The sequence below is a fragment of the Vibrio sp. 1727 genome (assembly GCF_033344415.1).
GTDB classification, from domain to species: domain Bacteria; phylum Pseudomonadota; class Gammaproteobacteria; order Enterobacterales; family Vibrionaceae; genus Vibrio; species Vibrio alginolyticus.
On sequence record NZ_JAWPOT010000006.1, the window covers coordinates 135,276 to 157,575 of the forward strand.

A 22,300-nucleotide genomic window follows, 5' to 3' on the forward strand; every position below is an offset into this window, starting at 1 on the left:
TATGCATTCTCATAAGGTCGAGGCTTCGAGCACAACAAAAATTTGCAATTCATCATATAGCAACTGTTTGAGTTGATTCATTAATAATGACTCACTTTGTCAAATTTTACAGCCAAATTTTGTTGCAAATATGTTTCATTAACCAGTAATTAAATTCGAGTTTAAAAATACCACCAGCAAAATAGCAGCATATTACTCTGCAAAATCAGGGTGCAAGCAAAACTTTACTACTGAGCGAAAGTCAAAATGAAGCATAATTTAACAATTTGTTTACACTTATTGTATCTGGCTATACCACGATTTAGTTAGAGGGTTAGATACAGAAAAGCCTTTCTCTGTATCTTGCGGTGAAATAATCGCAGCGATGTTATCGACAAATAGTTTAAGGGACGAACAGATGCCTACCGCTATCGAAAGCACACGCAACCTTAGGTATGGCCTTTGCGCTGATATCAGAGTTTGAGTACCCATACAAACTCTGGTTTTGTATGAACAGCTGCAGTCCAAAAGACCCGCAGCGTCAAAAGGAGCTTGAGATGAACGTTCAGGCATTACCCATGCATCGGTTTATCGACCATCGTGGGGACCTCGTCGGCCAACTACCCAACTGGGCTGACACTGAAACATTGGTCGGGTTTTACCGAGACATGGTATTAACTCGCACTTACGACAACAAAGCAGTTGCCTTGCAACGCACCGGTAAGCTAGGGACCTATCCCTCACACTTAGGCGCGGAAGCCATAGGCATTGCGGTCGGCAGAGCACTTAAAGCCGATGATGTGTTTGTCCCTTACTACCGCGATATGCCTGCGATGTGGTGTCGTGGCATTGGCATGGAAAAGAACCTTCAATACTGGGGTGGCGATGAGCGCGGGAGTGATTTTGCTCCTGAAGGCAGTCCGGTTCCTAGCCGAGACCTTCCCTACTGTGTACCCATAGCGACGCAATGTACGCATGCTGTCGGGGTGGCTTCCGCGCTAAAAATTCAAGGTAACCATGAAGCTGCGCTAGTCATGTGTGGCGATGGTGGTACATCCAAAGGGGACTTTCTTGAGTCAATAAACTGCGCAGGTACTTGGAATATTCCACTTGTTTTCGTCGTAAACAATAACCAGTGGGCAATTTCAGTGCCGCGTAGTCTCCAATGTGCCGCCGATTTCTTATCAGAAAAAGCGCAAGGTGCAGGTATACCGGGTATTACTGTCGATGGTAACGATGTCGTCGCCGTTTATGATGCAACTAAAACCGCCCTTGAGAGAGCAAGAAAAGGGAAAGGCGCAACACTCATCGAAGCGGTGAGTTACCGACTGAGTGACCACACTACGGCCGATGATGCGACTCGTTATCGTAAAGAAGATGATGTTCAAACTGCATGGCAATACGAACCTATCGCACGTCTTAAAACGTACCTCCTTAATCAAGGCGCTTGGAGCGACGAACAAGAACAGCAATGGCTAGATTACTGTAAAGAGCAAGTAGAGTTAGCTGTTGAACGCTATCTGAGCTTACCGCCACAAGCACCAGAAACCGGTTTCGATTATTTGTATGAATCGCTACCTCAAGAGCTTCATGCACAAAGAGATGAACTCATCAACAAGGCAATGAGAATGCAGGGAGGCAGACATGGCTGAGCTAACGTTGGTTGAAGCAGTAAACCTTGCCCTGCACCACGAAATGCAACAAGACCCCAATGTTGTCGTATTAGGTGAAGACGTGGGCGATAATGGTGGTGTATTTCGTGCCACTGTCGGACTCAAGCAAGAGTTTGGTCTTAAACGAGTCATCGATACGCCACTCGCTGAAGCCTTAATCGGCGGGGTTGCGGTCGGTATGGCAACGCAAGGATTACGACCTGTCGCCGAATTTCAGTTTCAAGGTTTCGTTTTTCCTGCGATGGAGCACTTAATGTGCCACGCGGCTCGAATGCGTAACAGAACTCGCGGTCGGCTCACTTGTCCCGCGGTTTTCCGTGCGCCATTTGGCGGCGGTATCCACGCTCCGGAACACCACTCAGAAAGCGTGGAAGCGCTATTTGCTCACACTGCTGGATTTAAAGTGGTGATTCCTTCTTCACCACAACGCGCATACGGCTTACTTCTCGCCGCAATTAGAAGCAATGATCCCGTCATGTTCTTCGAACCGAAGCGCATATATCGCACCGTTAAATCTGAAGTCGTTGATAACGGCGAAGCACTCCCACTCGACACCTGCTTCACCTTACGTAAGGGGCGAGATATCACGCTCGTTACTTGGGGCGCATGCGTCGTAGAGTCACTTCAGGCCGCGCAAACCTTGTCTAGTCAGGGAATTGAAGTCGAGGTGATTGATTTGGCGAGTATTAAGCCAATTGATACCGCGACGATTTTCAGCTCACTAGAAAAAACTGGACGTTTACTCGTTGTTCATGAAGCGAGTAAAACTTGTGGTGTGGGATCTGAGCTATTAGCTCGAACCGCTGAACACGCCATGTGCTTACTTAAAGCCCCACCTAAACGAGTAACTGGAATGGACACCATTATGCCTTATTACCGTAACGAAGATTATTTCATGGTTCAGGAAGAAGACATTGTGACCGCGGCGCGCGAACTCGTGGAGGATTGGAAATGAAGACGTTTAATTTACCCGATCTCGGTGAAGGTCTCGCTGAGTCAGAAATTGTCAAATGGCACGTTAATGTCGGAGACATGGTTAAATTAGATCAAGTGATCTTAACTGTCGAGACAGCAAAAGCGACGGTAGACGTCCCTGCCCCCTATTCGGGCCGTGTGGTCAGCCGTCATGGTGAGGAAGGTGAAATCGTCAATATTGGTGCATTACTGCTAGAGATTGATGAAACAGGTGCCGGGAGAGAAGTAACGGCAGAGAAAAAAGCCACTGCTGACGCCGCAACCGTCGTCGGTAGCGTTTCTCACCAAGCGCATCATGTTAACGTTGATGATTTCTGGATTGGTGGCAACCACAACACGACAGAAAGTAACCTCGTTACCGCCCTGCCTTCGGCTCGCTTGTTGGCACAAAAACTTGGGGTAGATCTTAACCTTGTGTCAGGTAGTGGCCCGAACGGACTTATCGTAGATGCCGATATTTACGACGAAGCCGGAAAACAGCGTCCAGGCACCGAAGTTTTGAAAGGCGCTCGACGTACCATGGTATCGTCTATGACCGAATCGCACGAACATGTTGCTGCCGTAACTATTACGGAAGAAGCGTTGTTGGAAGATTGGCTGCCAAACGAAGATATCAGTATCCGCCTTGTTCAAGCGATTGTTCATGCGTGTCAAGAAGAGCCCGCTTTAAACGCTTGGTTTGATGCCGAAACCATGACACGCTGTGTACACACAACGGTCAATGTAGGAATTGCAGTAGATAGCCGTCATGGATTGTACGTGCCAGTCTTGCGCCACGCAGATGAATACGAGCCACAAGATGTTCGTCGTTGGCTCGATCAAACCGTTGAAGGGATCAGAGAGAGAAAAATCGGTCGTGAGCAATTGCAGCACGCGACGATTACGCTTTCCAACTTCGGCGCGATTGCCGGTATTTACGCAACACCTGTCGTCACACCGCCACAAGTCGCTATTGTCGGCGCGGGCCGAATACTCGACCGAGTTGTGATAAGAAATGGTCAAGCAATTTCGGTGAAAGCAATGCCGCTATCCGTAACGTTTGATCATCGCGCTTGTACTGGTGGTGAAGCTGCAAGGTTTACGAAAGTACTTGCAGAGCACCTGCAACGTCCGAGCGAAAAGTAACTTATAAAAATCAAATGATAAAGGCTTCCAGTCCGGAAGCCTTTTGTTTTAGGAAGCAAGACTATATCTACAGCTTCTCTAACAGCTCAGGCATTACCACAAACAAATCGCCGACCAATCCATAATCAGCAATGTCAAAAATAGGCGCATCAGGATCGCTATTAATTGCAACAATCACCTTGGAATCTTTCATTCCCGCCAAATGCTGGATCGCGCCAGAAATTCCGACGGCAATGTATAACTCCGGTGCAACAATTTTGCCGGTTTGCCCGACTTGATGGTCATTAGACACATAGCCCGCATCGACCGCCGCTCGTGACGCCCCTACCGCTCCACCTAGCTTGTCAGCCAATTGTTCTACTATAACAAACTTCTCTTTACTCCCGAATGCACGACCACCCGACACCACTACTCTAGCCGCTGGCAATTCTGGTCGCTCACTTTCTGGCGTTTGTTGCGAAACAAACTCACTAAGTTTATTGATAATCACCGTGTCGACTTGAGTAAGCTTAGGGACAACTGGCGTGTCAGATAGCTCTGCGGCATCAAAAGCCGTACTTCTTATGGTCATCACTTTATAGGGATCATTCGACGTGACTCTCGCCAATGCATTTCCAGCATAAATTGGACGAATCACCGTATCGATAGACTCGATTGTCATCACGTCAGAAAGTTGACCAACATTAAGCAACGCCGCCACACGAGGCATCACATTCTTACCAAATGTACTAGCAGGAGAAAGAATGTGTGAGTAGTTTTTGGCTACTTGTGAGATCAAAGGTGCGATATTTTCCGCTAATCCATGTTCATATCCCTTCGCATCAACCCAGATAATTTCTGCAACACCTTGAACACAATTCAACTCATCCAAAACTGATTGGCACTGATAACCAATAAGCAACACAGAAACAGGAAGCGATTTATCATCACCCTTAATCTCAAATGCCGCTTTAATTGCACACAGCGTCCCTACAGCCAACGATTGGTTGTCATGCTCTGCGAGCACAAGTGTTGCTAGTGGTCGGTCTTCCATGGTCATGCCTCATATAACACGTCAGATCCATTACTTGAGCTTAGTCCACTTCACGTTAACGTCAACTGAGCTATAGTTTTCTGTATAGAAACCAAAAACCTGTCACGCAGATGACGATAATAGAAAGGAAGCATAAAGATGGAACGAGAATGCATGGAGTTTGATGTCGTGATCGTGGGGGCCGGACCTGCAGGCTTAAGCGCCGCTTGTCGGCTAGCTCAATTCAACCAAGACAGTGAAGGTGACGCTCTTTCAATTTGCGTTGTAGAAAAAGGCTCAGAAGTGGGCGCACATATTCTATCTGGCGCTGTTTTTGAAACTAGTGCCTTAGATGAGCTTTTCCCCAATTGGAAAGAAATGGACGCCCCGCTAGCAGCCTCAGTTCAACGAGATGATTTCCTTTATCTTACTACTGAACAAAACCATATTCGCGTTCCCCACTTCCTTAAACCGCGTCCAATGATAAATGGCGAGAATAATTACGTAATTAGCCTTGCCAACCTTTGCCGTTGGCTCGCTAACCAAGCAGAAAATCTTGGGGTGGAAGTTTTTCCGGGCTTTGCCGCTGCAAGCATCAATTATGATCAGACTGGCGCAGTGACAGGCATTAACACGAGCGATATGGGACTAGATAAGAACGGCCAGGCCAAACCTAACTTTGAACCAGGTATCGAGCTAAGGGCAAAATACACCCTTTTTGCTGAAGGTTGTCGCGGACATCTGGGTAAAGAACTTATTCAAAGGTTCGACCTAGACGCAGGAAAGCAACCACAGCACTACGCGCTTGGCCTAAAAGAGATATGGGAGTTACCCACTGACAGTAAGGATGTATCTGGCAGTGTTATCCACTCCGCTGGCTGGCCCTTGAGTGAAACAAATACCACAGGCGGCGGTTTTCTCTATCACATTGAGAACAACCAAATCGCCGTCGGGCTTATTGTCGACTTGAATTACAGCAATCCTTACTTGAGTCCGTTTGACGAATTTCAACGCTTTAAGCACCATCCGGCTATTGAACCACATTTGAAAGGAGCTCAACGCATCGCTTACGGCGCAAGAGCCATTGCGAAAGGTGGACTTTCCTCTCTGCCGAGACAGCAATTCCCTGGCGGTTTATTGATTGGTTGTGATGCGGGGACTTTGAACGTTGCTAAAATTAAAGGCAGCCACACAGCAATGAAATCCGGAATCATTGCAGCAGAAGCGGTACATACGTCCCGACAAACTGGAGCTTCTGAGCCAGACTACCAGTCGTTGTTTGAATCATCATGGTTGTATGACGAACTCGCCGAAACGCGTAACTTTGGTGCGAACATTCATAAGTTTGGCAGCATACTGGGCGGTGCTCTTTCGACTTTTGAACACAACCTGTGGCAACCACTGGTTAAGAAGCCGTTACCTTGGTCTATCAAGGACTATTCGCACGATCATGAGCAGTTAAAACCTAAACAAGAGTGCCACCCAATTGCATACCCAAAACCAGATGGTGAAATCAGTTTTGATAAGCCTTCGTCGGTATTTTTGTCGGGAACACAGCACGAAGAGAATCAACCTTGTCACCTTGTTCTGACTTACCCTCACATTCCAATTGATGTGAATTTAAGTATGTATGACGAACCGAGTCAGCGCTATTGCCCCGCTGGGGTTTACGAAGTGGTGGAAGTGGACAATAAGTTGAAGTTTCAGATAAATGCCGCCAACTGCGTGCATTGCAAAACCTGTGACATCAAAGATCCTTCGCAAAACATCACATGGAAAGCACCAGAAGGTGGCGGCGGACCGAGCTATCAAAACATGTAGATACGTTAGTATGTTGACGATCTAACAAATGGATAAACAAACCGATTGGCAGAGCCTCATTACTCCTGCCAATCGACAAAATGATCAAGCAAGAAGTCGATAGCCAATCGCGCTCGTAGTGGTAGAAAGTGACGATTCTGATAAACAATCCAGCTGCTGTTGCCGCTTCCCCAATACGGCTCTAGTATTGGCACCAAACGACCAGACGAAATAGCATCGTTGAAACTACTCTTCGGTAAGTACGCCACACCTAATCCTTCTGCACAGGCTTGCAAGACCGTGTGTGCGTTATTGCTCTTCCATCTGCCCTGCACTTTTACGCCATCTAAAGGCTTGCCGTCTTTTTCAAACAACCAAACGTCCTTATTGGCAATAATGCAGCTATGACGCTTGAGTTGCTCTGGGTGCGTTGGTAAACCATGTTCATCGAGATAACGCTGACTGGCTGCCGCTGCCATGGGACGATCCACCAGCTTTCTCGCAACCAAGCCTGAATCACTCAACCTGCCGTAACGAATGGCAAAATCGAAACCATCTTCAATAAAGTTGACCATGCTGGTGTTGAAGTTAATTTCAACCGTGAGATTAGGATGTTGCTTGGCAAACGCCATCAAGGCAGGCGCTACATAGTTCTCAGAAAACGCACCAGCGGCGCTCACGCGTAACGTACCACTCAACTGAGTTTGCTGCGTGGTGAGCTGTTCATTGGCTTGCTGAAGCCCAATCACCAACTCTTTACACTGTTGATAATACGCTTGCCCCGCTTCCGTTAGACTCACCATTCTTGTCGAACGTGCTAACAAAGCGACACCTAATCGCTCTTCTAGTCTTGTGACTTGGCGACTGACGTGACTGGTACTGCAACCTAACTGTTTTGCCGCTGCAGAAAACCCTAAGCTCTCAGCAACCGTAACAAACTCATTGATGCCTTCAAAACTGTCCATACTTACCTTTGCTATATAGCAATAATGTTTTGCCAATTAATCGTATTATCACTTATTTGTTTAGCAATTAGTATGAAGGTGTTCAACAAATACACGTAAGCCAAAAAGGAAACCATCATGAAGAAAGTACTCATCATTGTGACGAACCATGCGACTCTTGGTGAAACTGACCAAGCAAACGGAACTTACGCGCCAGAGCTCACTCATGCCCTTAGCGAGCTACTAGGTGCAGGCTTCGATTACGACATTGCCTCTATCAAAGGTGGACAAGCACCACTGTACGGAACCGACATCGAAGGCGACGCAGTGAACGAGAAAATTTTGGCGGATGATGATTTCCAGAACCGCATCAACAACACGATTCCAGTGTCACAAATCAACGGTGACAACTACGATGCGATCTTCTATCCGGGTGGTTTTGGTCTTCTTTCAGACCTAGCGAGCAACGAAGATTTTGCCAAGATTTCTGCAAAACACTATGAAGATGGTGGTATTGTGGCAGCAGTTTGTCATGGTCCGGGCGCTCTTCTTCCTATCACGCTTAGCAATGGCGAAAAGCTGCTTGCGTCTAAATCAGTAACAGGTTTCACTCGCGAAGAAGAGATCGACTTCGGCACCATCAACGACATCCCATTCCTATTGGAAGAGTCTCTTGCTCGTGGCGCAGCGCGCTACTCTAAAGTGCAACCATGGCAAGAGTTTGTAATTGTGGATGATCGTGTCATCACAGGTCAAAACCCAACGAGCGCACACGGCGTAGGCAGAGCGATTGTTGAACACCTAGCTTAAACGCGCCGGAAACTACAACCATCCTAGAAGAGGAAAGCGTGCTTTGTCATGCTTTCCCTTGCTACAGGCGATCGCAAGATGCGCTTATACTTCTACTCCTGCTTCATCTTCTTCTACGATATCCGTTTCTTGGTTCGCCTCTTCCAACCATTGCTGTAAAGATTCACTTGCTAGCACCTTTTGTTGGTAAGCTTTGGCACCTTCCGATAACTCGATGCCGTAAGTTTGGAAACGCAATGCCACAGGTGCATACATAGCATCCGCTATCGACCATTCTCCAAATAGCCAACCGTTTGGATGCAGTTCTGCTTGCTCTGCCCAAATGGCGTCAATACGAGCAATATCTTTAAGCGCACCCTTCGTTAAGTCGACTTTTCTGTGTGCGCGGATGTTCATTGGGAGTTCGTTTCTTAAATCAAAGAAACCCGAATGCATTTCTGATGCGATGGCGCGTGCTTTAGCCCGTTCTGCAGACTTACTTGGCCATGCTTTGCCTTGTAAGAATTGCTCGTTAACGTATTCCAAAATCGCTAATGAATCCCACACGGTTGCGTCACCATCCACTAAGGTAGGGACTTTCGCGGTTGGTGTAATATCTTCCAAGGTCTTATAAAAATCTTCTGTGAATAATTTGAGCTTGGTGACTTTCACATCCAGTTTGAATTGAGAAAAGATCAGCCATGCGCGAAGTGACCAGCTTGAGTAGTTTTGATTAGCAATAAACAGTTTCATGACGCCTCCATGCGGTTCGTGTTTTGAGTACCCATTCATAATATCTGATTGTATTTAAGGGGACTAACGGATAGTTTTGATGGAACACTTCAACAAAAACGATGGATGAGTTTTAGATATGGATATCGATGCGTTACGCAGCTTTCTGGCTTTTGTCGAAACGGGAAGTTTCACTCGTGCAGCCAAGCAGATCAATCGCACCCAATCCGCGTTCAGTGCGCAAATGCGTAAGCTAGAAGACGAACTCAGCGTCAGTTTGTTTGAAAAAGAAGGTCGCAATCTTGTCTTAAGTGAAGCGGGATTAGCACTACGCTCTCACGCAGAGCAATTGGTTAGCTTGCACAATCAAGCACTGAAACAAGTGAAACGTTATGAAAATAAGCGTCCTCTTCGCTTAGGTTGCCCAGAAGACTACAACGACAATATCTTGCCTAAAGTCATCCGCGTATTACAGCAATCTGAGACCACATGTTCGATTCAGGTCTTTAGTGAGCCGAGCATCACCTTGAGAGAAAAACTTGATGAAGGAAAGCTAGACGCCGCTATTGTGACAAGAGCACCGGACAGTGAGGAAGGTTACTGGCTAGCAAGCGACAAAGGCGTGTGGATTGCTCATCCTGATTTTGACATTGAGAACGCCCAACCTCTCCCTCTCGCCCTATTCCAAACCGACTGTAAATACCATGCGGCAGCAGTAGACGGATTAACCAAACGTGGCACTCCTTATCAACTACTGGCATGTTGCAATACGGCTTCTGCACAACGAGCAATTGTACGTTCAGGCATGGCTATCGGTGCGATGGGCAGTATTAGCGTTAGCGAGGATCTTAAGATCTTAGGCAATATGCCATCGCTGCCTTCCGTAGATATTGTACTGGTCACGGGCGTCGAGCCTCATCCGATACTGGATAAAGAATGCTTGGCGCAATTGGTTGAGTTAATGGCTTAACCGGATTAGCTAGCCAATCACAAAGTTAAATTGGCCAGTTAATCGCCCGTCGGTTCGTATGGTTTCAAACTGTAGATAATCTCGGGCTTTGCCACCCCACCATTCATCACCAGTATTGCCTTTTAAGTACAACTGAGTGGTCAGAAGCTCTTGGTTATCCCGCCACAACTTAACGTGAATGTGCGGTGGACGAGAGGCATAAGGCACGGGGTACAAAGTCTGGAATAAGTAGCGACCATCCGATTGAGTTTCTACCGCGCCAAAACCTGCAAAGTGAGTATCAAACTTATCATTATTTGGCTGCTTAGGATGATCGTAAATCCCCTGCCCATCGCATTGCCAGATTTCTACTTTGATGCCTGAGATAGGGCTTCCCGACGTATCTACGACTTTGCCTTGCAACACGATAGGCTCACCGACCAAGCCTTCTGATTGCAGAATCAAGTTTTGACGAAGAGGAATATCCACTACTGGGTAAAATGGCCCTTCTGTTTGTGCTGGCGTCGGCCGCATTGGTGTCGTCGCTTTTAAAGAGGGTGCGAACAACAATGTCCACAGCGCTAAAAAGTGTCTTCTTTCCATGGTGCCACCAATACAATTGCATTGAATTAAGTTTGGTGGAACTTGAGGAATTTGCCATGACGAACATAAAAAATGCCCCTGCAAGAGAGTCATTTGCAGAGGCACTGTGGAACTAAATGATAAATGTTTGATGGAAGGTTTATGCGGCTTCGAACGCCAATGCTTTCTTCTCTACCTGACGGAAAATGAGAGTCAGCACACCATTTACCGTCAAATAAAATGCACCTGCAATACCAAATACCGTCAACGTATCGTAAGTTTGTGCGTTAATGCGCTGCGCGTAACCCATCAGATCCATGATCGTAATCGTGCTTGCTAGTGACGTGCCTTTGAAGACCAAAATCACTTCGTTCGAGTAAGCAGGAACAGCACGACGAATAGCGTATGGTAGCAGCACTTTCAGCGTTGCGGTTTTGTTCATACCCAGAGCACGACACGCTTGCCATTGACCGGAAGGAATCGCGTTAAACGCTCCTTTGAACAACTGAGTGCTGTAGGCTGCGGTATTCAGCGCTAGCGCTAACATCGCACAGAACCAAGGTTGGCTTAACCATGTCCAAAATACACTTTCTCTTACAGCATCAAACTGACCCGGACCGTAGTACACCAAGAAGATCTGTACCAATAAAGGTGTACCAGTGAACAAGGTGATGATGCCACAACTTAACCAATGCAAACCCGGAGTACGTAGGATCAGAGTCAGCGTCATCATCAGAGCTAAGAGACAGCCCACCACCAAAGAAGCGGCGGTCAATTGGAGGCTAGTGCCTAAGCCATCCAGCATTTGCCAAACGTGTTGTTCGTTCATGCGGTTGCCTCCTGTCCCATACTCATGCCATGAATTGAGAACTTCTTATCAATCAGTTTGACGGCACGTTGTGTGATCAAAGTAATGCCTAAGTAAATCGCCGCAGCAGTTGCGTACCATGTAAACGCTTCATGTGTCGCTGCAGATGTTAGCTGTGCTTGTTTCAACAAATCCGTTACTCCGATCAGTGATACAAGCGCGGTATCTTTCAGCAAAACCAACCATTGGTTAGTTAAACCTGGTAGTGCGTGTCTTACTGCTTGTGGCAAAACAATGCGAACAAAAGCATGTGCCTGACTGATGCCGAGTGCACTTGCTGCTTCTCTCTGCCCTCTTCCAACGGCTTTTAACGCGCCACGTAGAGTTTGAGAAGCATAAGAAGCGAAGATCAATGACAACGCCACCACGCCAGACAAGAACGGGCTAACTTCAATAAAGTCGCCGGTGATTAAAAACAGAACCTGAGTCGAACCAAAATAAATGAACAACACGACAAGGATTTCTGGCAAGCCACGCACAATCGTCACAAACGCCGTCATTGGCCATTTAACGAAAACGCGGCGAGACATTTCACCACTGGCGAATACCACTGCCAGAATCAAACCGACTAAAAGGCTTGTGAAGGCTAGCTGGACAGTCATCCAACTAGCTTGAACAAGCGATAAAGAGTAACCCGTTAGTGCCATATTACTTACCGAAGTACTTGTTGTAGATTACGTCGTATTCGCCGTTCGCTTTCACTGTTTTCAGTGCCGTGTTCAGCTTGTTCACTAGCTCGTCGTTACCTTTGTTTACTGCGATACCGAAACCGTTACCGAAGTATTTAGGGTTGGTTACGTGCTCGCCCACGTATGCTAGATTGTCTTCTTTCTTGAACCATTCAGCTACAACAGCTGTATCGCCGAATACAGAATCAATACGACCGTTCTTCATATCGATGAATGCGTCTTGGTAGCTAGAGTAAGGAACCGCTGTTACGCCCGGCATTTGCTCAATCAGGTAACTTTGGTGTGTAGAACCGTTTTGAACACCAACGCGCTTACCTTCTAGTGCTTTTTGATCAGCAACTTTTTCTTTGATAGAAACAAACGCAGCTGAGTTCTCATAGTATGCATTCGTGAAATTCACTTGCTCCAAACGCGCCTCGGTAATGTCCATTGCAGAGATAGCCGCATCGTAACGTTTGAATTTTAATGCAGGGATCAGGCTGTCAAAAGATTGGTTATGGAAGGTACATTTGGCTTCCATTTCTTTACATAGTGCGTTCGCCAGATCCACGTCAAAACCTTGGATTTGGTTGTTTTCATCCATGTATTCGAATGGTGCGTACGTCGCTTCCATCGCGAATTTGATCTCTTCTTGTGCTGCTGCGTTTGCTGCCATAGTTGCAGAAGAAAGGCCGATTAGTGAAGCTAGTAGAATCTTTTTCATTGCAATACTCCGTGTGTACTTAGTGGGCTGACACTCGCAATGACAGCCGAGCTTATCTGTTAAATAGACTGAACTTTAAAAACGTAATTTAGTGATTTAGTGATTTAAGTAGTCAGCAAACTGGGCGGTTTGCGGGTTAGAAAACGAATCATTTGTGCCGTGCTCAACGATGTGTCCTTTTTCTAAATACAGTACGTGACTAGCGATTTTCTTGGCGAAATCCACTTCGTGCGTCACAACTACTTGTGTAATTCCGGTTTCGCTTAAATTTTTAATAATCTTAACGACTTGGTTAGTAATTTCCGGATCAAGCGCAGCGGTCGGTTCATCAAAAAGCAAGACTTCCGGTTTCATCATCAATGCACGAGCAATCGCCACACGTTGTTGCTGACCACCAGAAAGTTGCATCGGCCATGCATCCGCTTTGTCTGCCAAATGCAGCGTCGCAAGAATTTGCATTGCCTGCTTCTTCGCTTCTTCTTTATCCATGCCAGCGACTTTTACCGGAGCCTCAATCAGGTTCTCCATCACTGTCATGTGTGGCCATAGGTTGTACTGCTGGAACACCATGCCTACTTTACGACGAAGTGCTAAACCTTGTTTCTCTTTGATTTCAGTAGAGAAATCAAAAACATCATTTGCGATGTTTAGCTTGCCGTTATCCGCACCTTCAAGAAGGTTAAGAACACGTAGTAGAGAGCTCTTCCCTGCACCACTTGGACCAAGTAACACCAGTGTTTCGCCGCTTTCACACTTAAAGCTGACATCGTGAAGCACTTGTGTCTCACCGTAGGATTTATTGATTCCGCTTACCTGAATAGTCATGCTGACATACCGCATTAATTGTCACTTGGCATTTATATTACTCAAAAGGATTTTTTATGCAATAAAAATGTATAAAAATTAATTTTGTTAAATTTTTGTATGATAAGCAATCAATACAACAGAGAATATGACTGGTTTAATCAGTTGGTTTTAACTGAAATTGTTGATGAAAATCCAACAATATGATGGCAATCGAAACAAGGTTAAAATTCTGGTTACTTTTGTGCTTGTGTAGACGGAATTTTGAGTCTTTGAACGTACTACACCCGACGCAGACCTTCTCATTTTTGCCGGGCTTCCCCCCTCGATTTCCGGTAAAGCCTTCTATCGGCGGGTTCCTGATTAGGACTTTGTGAATGGACTATAATTTCTCTTTGTATTCTGGCCCTTAATTCGAGTCATCTAAGTATGAGTGAGATAACCCCATGTTTAAGTCGCATTGTTTTTCTCTCATTGCACTTGCTTCTCTGAGCTTACTTTCTATACCCAGCGTTTGGAGTAGAACAGCAATCGTGTTACCTGGATTGCATGAACAGGGTATTGATCTTCAAGATAAGCCTATCTCTGCTGTGGCTACACGTGAATGGGAACTGGATCATGCTGATATCGTGTTTGGAGCTTACAAAGATAAGAGTGATAACGAGCGTGTAAAAGCGCTTGGTTACATGTACAACCAAAAGCTGGAACTTAACTCAGGTTGGCTGGAAAACGATATACGTAACCAAGCAGAACTGAATGGAATTGACTACGAAGATTTCTTTCTCCACTTTTCTGAAGACACTATCCTAGCTGAAGTCGACTCAAGCCATGGTGAAAATACCTTACTCAATCGAAAACCGATGATCGTTGGCTATACCGCCAGCGCTGACCACGCCGGCTTTTGGCTATATCAACCACCGCCATGGGATGCTGATGTATTTGGCCAGGCGAATAATGGTGGAGCCCTCTATGTCTATCACTCAGAGAAGTTCGACCGCTTAGCCTTTACGTTCTCTCAGTTTGCTCAAGGCGGCAGCTTCACGATTGAATACCCTTCTGCTATCGACTCGTTTGGTCGGGTAACAGAATGGAAACGCTTCGCGATTAAAAAAGACAAAACTGAGAACATGACTAAAAACCAAACAGTAAACTGGTCTGTTCCTTCGGATTGGGTTCGCGCTACAACGCATGATGGTAGCGGAAAAACTTATGGTGGCGGTCAGTACTTTGGCTCCACCTTTTTACGCGACGGCGGCCGCCTTTACTTTGCGAAAATTACTTGGCATGACGGCAACATAGAAAACCGCCCACGTCTCGAAAACATTCAACTCAAAAATAGCTTCCCTGCCGTCAATATCTCAGGAGTACCAACGGAGACACCGGAAGGTCAAACCATTCAACGCTGGCGTAAAATTCGTGGCTTCGACAAATCTGCAGATCGAAACCAAGACCATTATCTTTCTTGGAATGAATACAAAAACCGTTCGAATAAGAATGCAACCGCACGATTTCGTTGGGAGTCACGCGTTATTCCATTTGGTCGTATGTGGAATCAAACCTCTTCTTGGGCATTGACCAATCTCGGCAATCCCTTTTTTGCCAATACAATGCGCCACTCTTACCAAACTGGATGGGCGAAACAAGGTTTAAATGGTGCGTACAACGACGATACGAATAAGTTACTCGGTGCAAATCAGTTCTACATATATTCCGGAGGCACAGTGGATGAACTTGGTTTGGTGGCGGGTAGCCAAGCTGCTGACGATGCTTACAAAGCGCAATTCTCGGCGTTCTTGAATAAACTGGCAACGCTGGATGAAGATGCGTTAATTGGCCTCAACATAGGTACGGCAAACTTATTCGGTCGTAATGGGCAAAACCACTTGGTTAACGCTGGCTCCTTGTACTTGCGCGAGCACTACCTTTTCCCTGCTACCGGCTTTAGTGGCTATGCTGGCTTGGCTAAATTTTGGGATAACTCTGCACTCGCCAAAGCTGGCCAGAAAGTGATTTATCAAGCGACCACGCGTTATGGTCGCGTTCAATACTTTGGTAACACAGAAAACAATTGGAAACAGGACCAATACTCTGCACTAGCGGTGTTCTACTTAAACTATCACCCTGAGCGCAGTTACTTTAATCAGTGGAACAATGGCTACTTATATGGAAGTAATAACACAACAAGTGACAACTTCTGGAAGGCAGGCGTACCAAAGAATATTGCTTATCAACCTAGCACCTTGCTTGCCGTTGATTTGGGAGAGCCAACCAATCAAATCCCAGATGGGTATCAGGCGACTCCGCTAATGATGTCCACCAGCACGCCCTATCCTGCCGATTACACTGTCATTGGAGATGCTTCTATGAGCAAAGTGGCTCACCCTGACTTGCCTAATGGCGCTATCGATTTGTTACCAACCCATACGTACTTTGCGTATCACTCAGACGATGCGGTAGTGATGCATGGCCCTACAGAGATGGTGTTAGCCCGCGAATTCACCAAAGGCCGAGTGCTGTATCGGACTGATTTCTTTGGCAAAAATATCGATTACTTCTCCTCACCGAAGATAACTATCGCACTTCCAGAGCCTATGCGACCTGTAGATCAAGACGGTAACATCGGCGACTATGTTTCTCATATTGAGATTGGCGGCTACGAAGGAGTGTTCTTGCTGTATTAACTCCCTTTCAACACGCCTCACCAAACGCTTCATAAATCGCCGTTTTATGCTTAACGTCACTGAAAAAAACTTGTTCACTGAATCTTTATAAACCGATGTATATACTGAAGTAAATGACAACGACAAGGAAATTCAGTCACATGAAGACGACACCTTCAATGCTCTCTGTTCTGCTGCTATCAGCATTATCTACTCATGCAAATGCGGACGAATGCGGAAAAATAACCATCGCAGACATGAATTGGAATTCGGCCAGCTTAATGGCGCACATCGACCAATTTGTCTTAAATGAAGGCTACCAGTGCGATGCGGAATTGATCCCTGGTGATAGCGTTCCTACAGGCACCTCTATGATTGAAAAGGGACAGCCTGACGTTGCGCCAGAGTTATGGACAAACGGTATTAAAGAAGCACTTGATAAAGGGATTGCGGATAAACGCTTGCGCATCGCTAGTGAATCGCTTGTCAATGGTGGTGAAGAAGGGTTTTGGGTTCCCGCCTATCTGGTAAAACAGTATCCAGAACTCGCGACGATAGAAGGCGTCATCAAGCACGCCAAACTATTTGAACACCCAGAAGATGATGACAAGTTCGCGTTCTATAGCTGCCCTGCTGGTTGGACATGCCAAATCACCTCCGGTCACTTGTTTAATGCATTAGGGTTAAGTGAGCACGGCTTTGAGATGGTTGACCCAGGATCTGGCGCAGCACTAGCTGGGACCATCGCCAAAGCCTATGATCGCAAAATGCCTTGGTTTGGTTACTACTGGTCACCAACACCCGTATTGGGCAAGTATGATATGGTCAAAGTGGATTTTGGTAGCGGAACAGATTTGGAAGAGTATCGCAACTGTACCACCCAGCCTGATTGTACTTCTCCCAAAGTAACAATGTACCCACCTTCTCCAGTTCGCACAGTAACAACTGAGGCGTTTGCGAGCAAAGAACCCCAAGCATTCGCGTACTTGCAGAAACGCGGATTTACCAACGAGCAAATGAGTGAAATGCTGGCCTGGATGGAAGATAACTACGCGGACGGTGAAGAAGCGATGTTTTACTTCTTTAATACCTACCCTGACTTGTGGAAAGGCTGGGTATCTGAAGACGTCGCGGTGAGAATCGAAAAAGCGCTTTGATGATTAATACTTCGAGTGCCACAAATCATTTAACCTCCCATACCGTTTGAATAAACGGCATGGGAGACTAATCAACGACTCGTTAATACATGGTGTGACCATTCAATGTTTCTTTGGGTATCTCTTGCAGAGCGTCCCAATGTTCAACAATCTTCCCATTATGATCAAAACGAAAGAAATCCATCGTCACGTATTCAATATCATTAGGCCATGTTTGGTGAGTGTGTAGTGCCACCAATTTCCCTTCAGCAATGGCTCGCACAAACGTAATATCTTTATCGGGATACTCGTTTTGCATCCGCTCAAAATACTCGATAAAAGCCTCGGGGCCATTTCCAACTAATGGATTGTGCTGGATGTACTCATCACCTACGTAGTTTTCAACTGCCTTTCTTGGATTACCTCGATAGGCGGTTTCGTAAAACGCAATGGCATTTCTTTTATTCTCTTGCAGATCCATTTTTCTTACCTGTGTTGCTCCATCTTGCGGATAACGGTAATCATAGTCTTTGAACTTCAGAAGTGACCAAACTTCGCGCACAAAAAAGGCCGCTAAAGAGCAGCCTTCATCACTTCTACTTGGAATCATCGCCTTTCATCGCTTAAACCACACCGCCAGCACCGAGCATAGAACGCTCACTGTTCTCCACCAGCAACGCGGTTGCGGTTTGTTTCAGTGTTTCCCATTCTTGGTCTTCGACAAAGATACCATTTTGCCAAGAAGCTTGTTGCGTGCGGCTTAACTCATCGCCTTCAATGTGGGTGGCATACCCTTGTGCACTTTTCTCGATATCGAAATCGTTCACGGAGAGCTCGATAACCATACTATGCAAATCCGTATCATGCCCATCAAACTGATCCGAGAAAAAGACTTCTGGCGCGATTCGTCCACGGTTTAACACATAAAGCGTTCGCTTGGGACTAGAGCCATTGACCCATTGTGCGCGACACGCGATGCCTTTCGCAGAGAGCTTCAACAACTCACTGAAACCCAACCAACGGTTATGGCACTGTTTCAACGTAATGGTAATCGACTTGTGGTTAATCATTTTCTCAAGTGCGAAATCCAACACGGCGGGTAAATGACACGCCACACTGCCGTTGTGCAAATCCATCTCGATACTCGCTGACGTGCTGTTGGTCACCGATACGGCGCAGTCTGAATCTAGCCCAAGAAACAGACTGGCGTTATTAAAATGGCGAACTCCATGTAAGCCAACCATTTGCAAGTCCGCCACCATGTTCGCAATGACATCCGCCTCACCACAGTGACGGCGCATGCCAAGAAATGCCTTATTAACCGCGGCCACCAATTCGTTATGAGAGACGATCATAATGCAAATCCTCCACTGATTTTTTGATTATCACTTTGCGCAATTTCGTCACGTGGCGGCATGCTAGGGAAAATCCATGTGTCTGCCAATTTAGGGTCGTGAATTTCATCCAACAGCGGCGCGCCTTGGAAAAAAGTTACTCGAACCCAACGATCCGAGCGCGGATCAAACTTAGTCGCGCCAAAGATCGCCAATTTACAGCGCAGTAAGTGCATTGGTAACGCATCTTTACGCAGCACATTCATTTGAATATCCCCCATCGCACGGTTGCCTAGCGTCCATACGCGACGTGTGATCGAACGATAAGCCGGTTTTTGCAATAGAAACTCTGCTACGGACATTTCTACATCACAGTCAAGCAAGGCCTGGTACAAGCGATTCACTTGTCTGCCGATATCAAGCGGCAGTTCTTTTTCTTCTCCAGCCTCTTCCCCGCGAACACCAAGCCTTGGCTCTTCTTTATCTTGTGAGCGATACCAGAACCAGTAGTTGTTCTCGGCTAGTGAGTAATCCGCATCAATCGCCCAGCGGTACTTGCTTTGCAACACTTCCAGTAAATCTTGGATCTTTTTCCCGCCCGGAATAGATAACGTTTCATCCGTATTCATTTGGCTAGCAAATTCATCCACTAAAGATGGGTAGAGTTCGATCAAGCAAGAGGTGAGGATTTCTTGGGCTTCCACACTCATTGTTTTCTTATGCTCGACCAAACTCGCCCAATTCGGATGTGATGCCATTAACGTTGTTAGCTCTGATAGCAGTTGTTTGATGTCTGATATCGCTTGATGATTGAGCCTGTCTTGATGTTCATTAATGGTGATGACTTGCTCTAAATGACGCTGTGCTTTTTGCAGCAATCCTTGCAAAGGAGCATGGAACGACGCTTCACATGGCATGGCAAAGACTCGCGCTACCGCACGTTCGCGAGAGGTCATCCATTGGTCAACGATGCACGGGTGATTAATCAAGTATGGAGCCATGCCTAAGCCAGTAGCATTGCCGACACCAAGGTAGCGCTGCAAGCCACGATGCAAAGCCACCGCCTTGTCGCCACCTTGTTGAAGTGCCAGATAGTGCACCCAATCTAGGCTGAATTCACGCAACATATATACGGCACACATTTGCGCACTAAAAGACTGGCTGAAATCTGAGTTGTTCTCTAACAGTTTGAAATCGGCGATACCAAACTTTCCGTTACCATAAACAGCTGTGGTACGCAGGATATAACCCACTTCCGCTAACTCTTTCGGCTCAGGCTGCTCGCCTTGAGAAAGCGCGCTAACAATGTGCTCAAACACGCGCACACTTTTGTTTGCGCGAGCAAGAACAAGTACGTTGTTTGGATTACGTCCCGCTTCTTGCAGCGGTACATTTTCTCGCAATCTTTCCAACAAAGTAACATCAACATCGCCTTGAACCAGTGCAAATGTGACGTCCCACTTTTCAGCAATTACGCGATCATTACGCTCGTCGTCGGCAATTTCATCACAGAATACCACCAAATGATAAACGTGCTCTGGCGTGGTCAATTTGTAAATCACATGACCATAACCACGAGGACAAAGCTGCCACTCATGCTTGGTTACTTGCCAGTTTTGGCTTGCCATATTACGAATCAGACTGCGAACAAAGCTGATTCGGTTTTGGTGCATTGCGCCAAGCCTTTCGGCTGCCATGACAATCGCTGCATCGCGCATAGTTGCTTCCGTATAAGTAGAACGATGTGCATCCATTTTGCTCACCACCTATTTGTTATTGTAAGAATACTAGGGTTTGTGCGGATGCAGGAGGAAAACACCCGCACAAGCTCCACGTTGTTTGAATTGGATAATTGTTATAGCCCTTGCTCTTTCGCCATTTTGATTGCAATTTGTGGCGCATTCCAAAGTGACGGTAACAGAATCAACGAAACCGGAACCGCGGTAATAACAATGAAAGATTGCAGAGCAGAGATGCCGCCAGAGCCAAGGGAAATTAGGATCAATGCCGTCACACCCATCATTACTCCCCAGAAGGTACGGATGATCGCATTCGGCTCCGTTTCACCACTGATCACGACACTGATTGTGTAGGTCATTGAGTCGCCCGTCGTGACGATGAAGATCGTGGTTAAAATCAGAAATAGAATTGAAGTCAGCATTGGCATTGGTAGTTGCTGAGTCACTGCAAGCAAAGCACCTGGCAAGTTAAAGCCCTCAAACGCCGCACTCACGCTACCCGGTTCAGCAATTTCAAACGCTAGGCCAGAGCCGCCCACAATCGTGAACCAAAAACAGGTGGTTAACGGAGCCACAATACTGATGGTGGAAATAACTTGGCGAATAGTTCGACCACGGGAAATACGCGCAATAAAGATTGCCATCATCGGACCATAACCCAGGAACCAGCCCCAGAAAAATACTGTCCACCAACTTAGCCAACCTTCGTCACCGCGATAAGTCGCCATTGGGATAAAGTTATCCAACATGCTTCCTACACCTTGAATGTATCCGTTAAAGATAAAATTCGTCGGACCAAAAAACAGGATGTAAACCATCAATGCCATTGCCAGAATCACGTTGTAACGACTAAGCAGTTGCATGCCTCGGCTTAATCCACTGAGTGCTGACAAGGTGTAAAGCGCAATCGCAAACAAGATGATGATAAGCTGAGTGGTAAAGCCATCAGGGATATCAAACAACGCATTTAACGCGTAGCTAACCTGCAAGCCCAGAAACCCAATTGGACCAATGGTGCCCGCGGCTACCGCGATAATGCAGCATGCGTCAATCAATGCACCGAGTTGGCCTTTAAGTGCTCGTTCGCCCAAGACTGGGTAAAGCAAAATACGGGGTTTTAGTGGTAAACCTTTGTCGTAATGTAGGTGCATCACCACGATGGAAGTTAAGCTACCTACAATCGCCCAAGCTAGAAAGCCCCAGTGCATAAAGGATTGCGACAACGCATTCACCGCACCTTGCTGCGGGTTATCTTGCGCGCCGTACAAAGGAGGTGGGCTAACATAATGCGCGATAGGCTCAGCCGCGGCCCAGAAAACGCCACCACCAGCCAATAAGGTACAGAAAATAATCGCCATCCAGCGGAAAGAATCCATTTCTGGTTTTGCAATCCCGCCCAACATCACCTTGCCTGTTCGCCCTGCAGCCAAGCCAAGACCAATAAGAAAAGTGAGAAGCAGCAGTAACTGCCAGTATGGACCAAATACCTGAACTGCCCAGCTAAAACCGGCGTTAACGATCGTAGATAACAGCTCGCCGTCATAAAGTGCAATAGCAACGAACAACGCGATGAAACCACCGCTATACCAAAAGGCCGGGTTATTCAGTCCTAATTTGTCCGTCGTGTTTTCTGTTGTTGATGTGTTGTGTTTTGCTTTTGACTTGCCCGATGACACGCTCATCGTGGAAGCTTTCATGCTATTGGTTAAATCAGACATACTCTGGCTCCAGAGGTTCTTTGCAGCAGCCAAAGACTGGCTACAAATGTGAGTTTTACGCCTGCCGTATTGTTATTATGTGGGCAGGC

21 protein-coding genes are annotated in these 22,300 nt (G+C 46.5%); 8 read left to right on the forward strand and 13 right to left on the reverse strand.

Annotation, left to right across the window (positions count from 1 at the left end; genetic code table 11):
• Positions 1-276: 276 nt before the first annotated feature.
• Positions 277-471: a hypothetical protein gene (locus tag R8O10_RS08505; RefSeq protein WP_152560954.1), complete on the reverse strand. Its 195-nt coding sequence runs from the start codon at positions 469-471 to the stop codon at positions 277-279.
• A 65-nt stretch (positions 472-536) separates the two neighbouring features.
• Here R8O10_RS08505 and pdhA point away from each other — a divergent pair, with 65 nt between their 5' ends.
• The 3 genes from pdhA to R8O10_RS08520 are packed head-to-tail and all read left to right on the forward strand — an operon-like array spanning position 537 to position 3,752.
• Positions 537-1,631, forward strand: coding sequence for a pyruvate dehydrogenase (acetyl-transferring) E1 component subunit alpha (gene pdhA, locus R8O10_RS08510; protein ID WP_025998586.1), 1,095 nt, complete (start codon positions 537-539; stop codon positions 1,629-1,631).
• Positions 1,624-2,607: an alpha-ketoacid dehydrogenase subunit beta gene (locus tag R8O10_RS08515; protein ID WP_017634235.1), complete on the forward strand. Its 984-nt coding sequence runs from the start codon at positions 1,624-1,626 to the stop codon at positions 2,605-2,607. Before pdhA ends, R8O10_RS08515 begins: the two co-directional genes overlap by 8 nt.
• Positions 2,604-3,752, forward strand: coding sequence for a dihydrolipoamide acetyltransferase family protein (locus R8O10_RS08520; protein ID WP_005375831.1), 1,149 nt, complete (start codon positions 2,604-2,606; stop codon positions 3,750-3,752). Before R8O10_RS08515 ends, R8O10_RS08520 begins: the two co-directional genes overlap by 4 nt.
• A gap of 67 nt (positions 3,753-3,819) precedes the next feature.
• Here R8O10_RS08520 and R8O10_RS08525 read toward each other — a convergent pair whose 3' ends face one another.
• Entirely contained in the window at positions 3,820-4,785 is a 966-nt protein-coding gene (locus R8O10_RS08525) for an electron transfer flavoprotein subunit alpha/FixB family protein (protein ID WP_318116827.1), read from the reverse strand.
• A 138-nt stretch (positions 4,786-4,923) separates the two neighbouring features.
• Here R8O10_RS08525 and R8O10_RS08530 point away from each other — a divergent pair, with 138 nt between their 5' ends.
• Positions 4,924-6,585 carry an electron transfer flavoprotein-ubiquinone oxidoreductase gene (locus R8O10_RS08530; protein ID WP_318191296.1) on the forward strand — a complete coding sequence of 554 codons (1,662 nt, stop codon included), beginning with the start codon at positions 4,924-4,926 and terminating at the stop codon, positions 6,583-6,585.
• A 59-nt stretch (positions 6,586-6,644) separates the two neighbouring features.
• Here the strand turns inward: R8O10_RS08530 and R8O10_RS08535 are convergent, their stop codons facing one another.
• Positions 6,645-7,529 carry a LysR family transcriptional regulator gene (locus R8O10_RS08535; protein ID WP_065275364.1) on the reverse strand — a complete coding sequence of 295 codons (885 nt, stop codon included), beginning with the start codon at positions 7,527-7,529 and terminating at the stop codon, positions 6,645-6,647.
• Between the two features lie 117 nt (positions 7,530-7,646).
• On the opposite strand from R8O10_RS08535, the gene R8O10_RS08540 reads away from it, so the two are divergent.
• Positions 7,647-8,318 (forward strand): type 1 glutamine amidotransferase domain-containing protein, encoded by a 672-nt coding sequence (locus R8O10_RS08540; protein WP_054576772.1) that lies wholly within the window; start codon positions 7,647-7,649, stop codon positions 8,316-8,318.
• Positions 8,319-8,402: 84 nt separating this feature from the next.
• On the opposite strand, the gene R8O10_RS08545 is transcribed toward R8O10_RS08540, so the two are convergent.
• Entirely contained in the window at positions 8,403-9,050 is a 648-nt protein-coding gene (locus R8O10_RS08545) for a glutathione S-transferase family protein (RefSeq protein WP_318191297.1), read from the reverse strand.
• A gap of 118 nt (positions 9,051-9,168) precedes the next feature.
• Between R8O10_RS08545 and R8O10_RS08550 the strand changes: the two genes are divergently transcribed.
• Positions 9,169-9,999 (forward strand): LysR family transcriptional regulator, encoded by an 831-nt coding sequence (locus R8O10_RS08550; protein ID WP_230238059.1) that lies wholly within the window; start codon positions 9,169-9,171, stop codon positions 9,997-9,999.
• Positions 10,000-10,008: 9 nt separating this feature from the next.
• Here the strand turns inward: R8O10_RS08550 and R8O10_RS08555 are convergent, their stop codons facing one another.
• From R8O10_RS08555 to artP, 5 genes are all read right to left on the reverse strand, one after another.
• Positions 10,009-10,581 carry a protocatechuate 3,4-dioxygenase gene (locus R8O10_RS08555; protein WP_318191298.1) on the reverse strand — a complete coding sequence of 191 codons (573 nt, stop codon included), beginning with the start codon at positions 10,579-10,581 and terminating at the stop codon, positions 10,009-10,011.
• 139 nt (positions 10,582-10,720) lie between these two features.
• Entirely contained in the window at positions 10,721-11,389 is a 669-nt protein-coding gene (gene artM, locus R8O10_RS08560) for an arginine ABC transporter permease ArtM (RefSeq protein ID WP_318191299.1), read from the reverse strand.
• On the reverse strand, positions 11,386-12,075 hold the full coding sequence (gene artQ, locus R8O10_RS08565; protein WP_318191300.1) for an arginine ABC transporter permease ArtQ: 690 nt from the start codon (positions 12,073-12,075) through the stop codon (positions 11,386-11,388). The genes artM and artQ overlap by 4 nt, the downstream gene beginning before the upstream one ends.
• A 1-nt stretch (position 12,076) precedes the next feature.
• On the reverse strand, positions 12,077-12,820 hold the full coding sequence (locus R8O10_RS08570) for an arginine ABC transporter substrate-binding protein (RefSeq protein ID WP_005390934.1): 744 nt from the start codon (positions 12,818-12,820) through the stop codon (positions 12,077-12,079).
• Positions 12,821-12,916: 96 nt separating this feature from the next.
• A complete protein-coding gene (artP, locus tag R8O10_RS08575) occupies positions 12,917-13,645 on the reverse strand; it encodes an arginine ABC transporter ATP-binding protein ArtP (RefSeq protein ID WP_086013014.1) in 729 nt (242 codons plus the stop codon).
• A gap of 425 nt (positions 13,646-14,070) precedes the next feature.
• On the opposite strand from artP, the gene R8O10_RS08580 reads away from it, so the two are divergent.
• Together R8O10_RS08580 and R8O10_RS08585 are read left to right on the forward strand one after the other, a co-directional pair.
• On the forward strand, positions 14,071-16,305 hold the full coding sequence (locus R8O10_RS08580; protein WP_318191301.1) for a hypothetical protein: 2,235 nt from the start codon (positions 14,071-14,073) through the stop codon (positions 16,303-16,305).
• A gap of 140 nt (positions 16,306-16,445) precedes the next feature.
• A complete protein-coding gene (locus tag R8O10_RS08585) occupies positions 16,446-17,441 on the forward strand; it encodes an ABC transporter substrate-binding protein (RefSeq protein ID WP_285335211.1) in 996 nt (331 codons plus the stop codon).
• An 82-nt stretch (positions 17,442-17,523) separates the two neighbouring features.
• Here the strand turns inward: R8O10_RS08585 and R8O10_RS08590 are convergent, their stop codons facing one another.
• From R8O10_RS08590 to R8O10_RS08605, 4 genes are all read right to left on the reverse strand, one after another.
• Positions 17,524-17,901 carry a nuclear transport factor 2 family protein gene (locus R8O10_RS08590; protein WP_318191306.1) on the reverse strand — a complete coding sequence of 126 codons (378 nt, stop codon included), beginning with the start codon at positions 17,899-17,901 and terminating at the stop codon, positions 17,524-17,526.
• Between the two features lie 142 nt (positions 17,902-18,043).
• Complete coding sequence (locus R8O10_RS08595; protein ID WP_285335213.1) at positions 18,044-18,775, reverse strand: DUF3726 domain-containing protein; 732 nt, start codon at positions 18,773-18,775, stop codon at positions 18,044-18,046.
• A complete protein-coding gene (locus tag R8O10_RS08600; RefSeq protein ID WP_285335214.1) occupies positions 18,772-20,508 on the reverse strand; it encodes a hypothetical protein in 1,737 nt (578 codons plus the stop codon). The genes R8O10_RS08595 and R8O10_RS08600 overlap by 4 nt, the downstream gene beginning before the upstream one ends.
• A 101-nt stretch (positions 20,509-20,609) precedes the next feature.
• Positions 20,610-22,211: a BCCT family transporter gene (locus tag R8O10_RS08605; RefSeq protein WP_213876120.1), complete on the reverse strand. Its 1,602-nt coding sequence runs from the start codon at positions 22,209-22,211 to the stop codon at positions 20,610-20,612.
• Between the last annotated feature and the right edge of the window lie 89 nt (positions 22,212-22,300).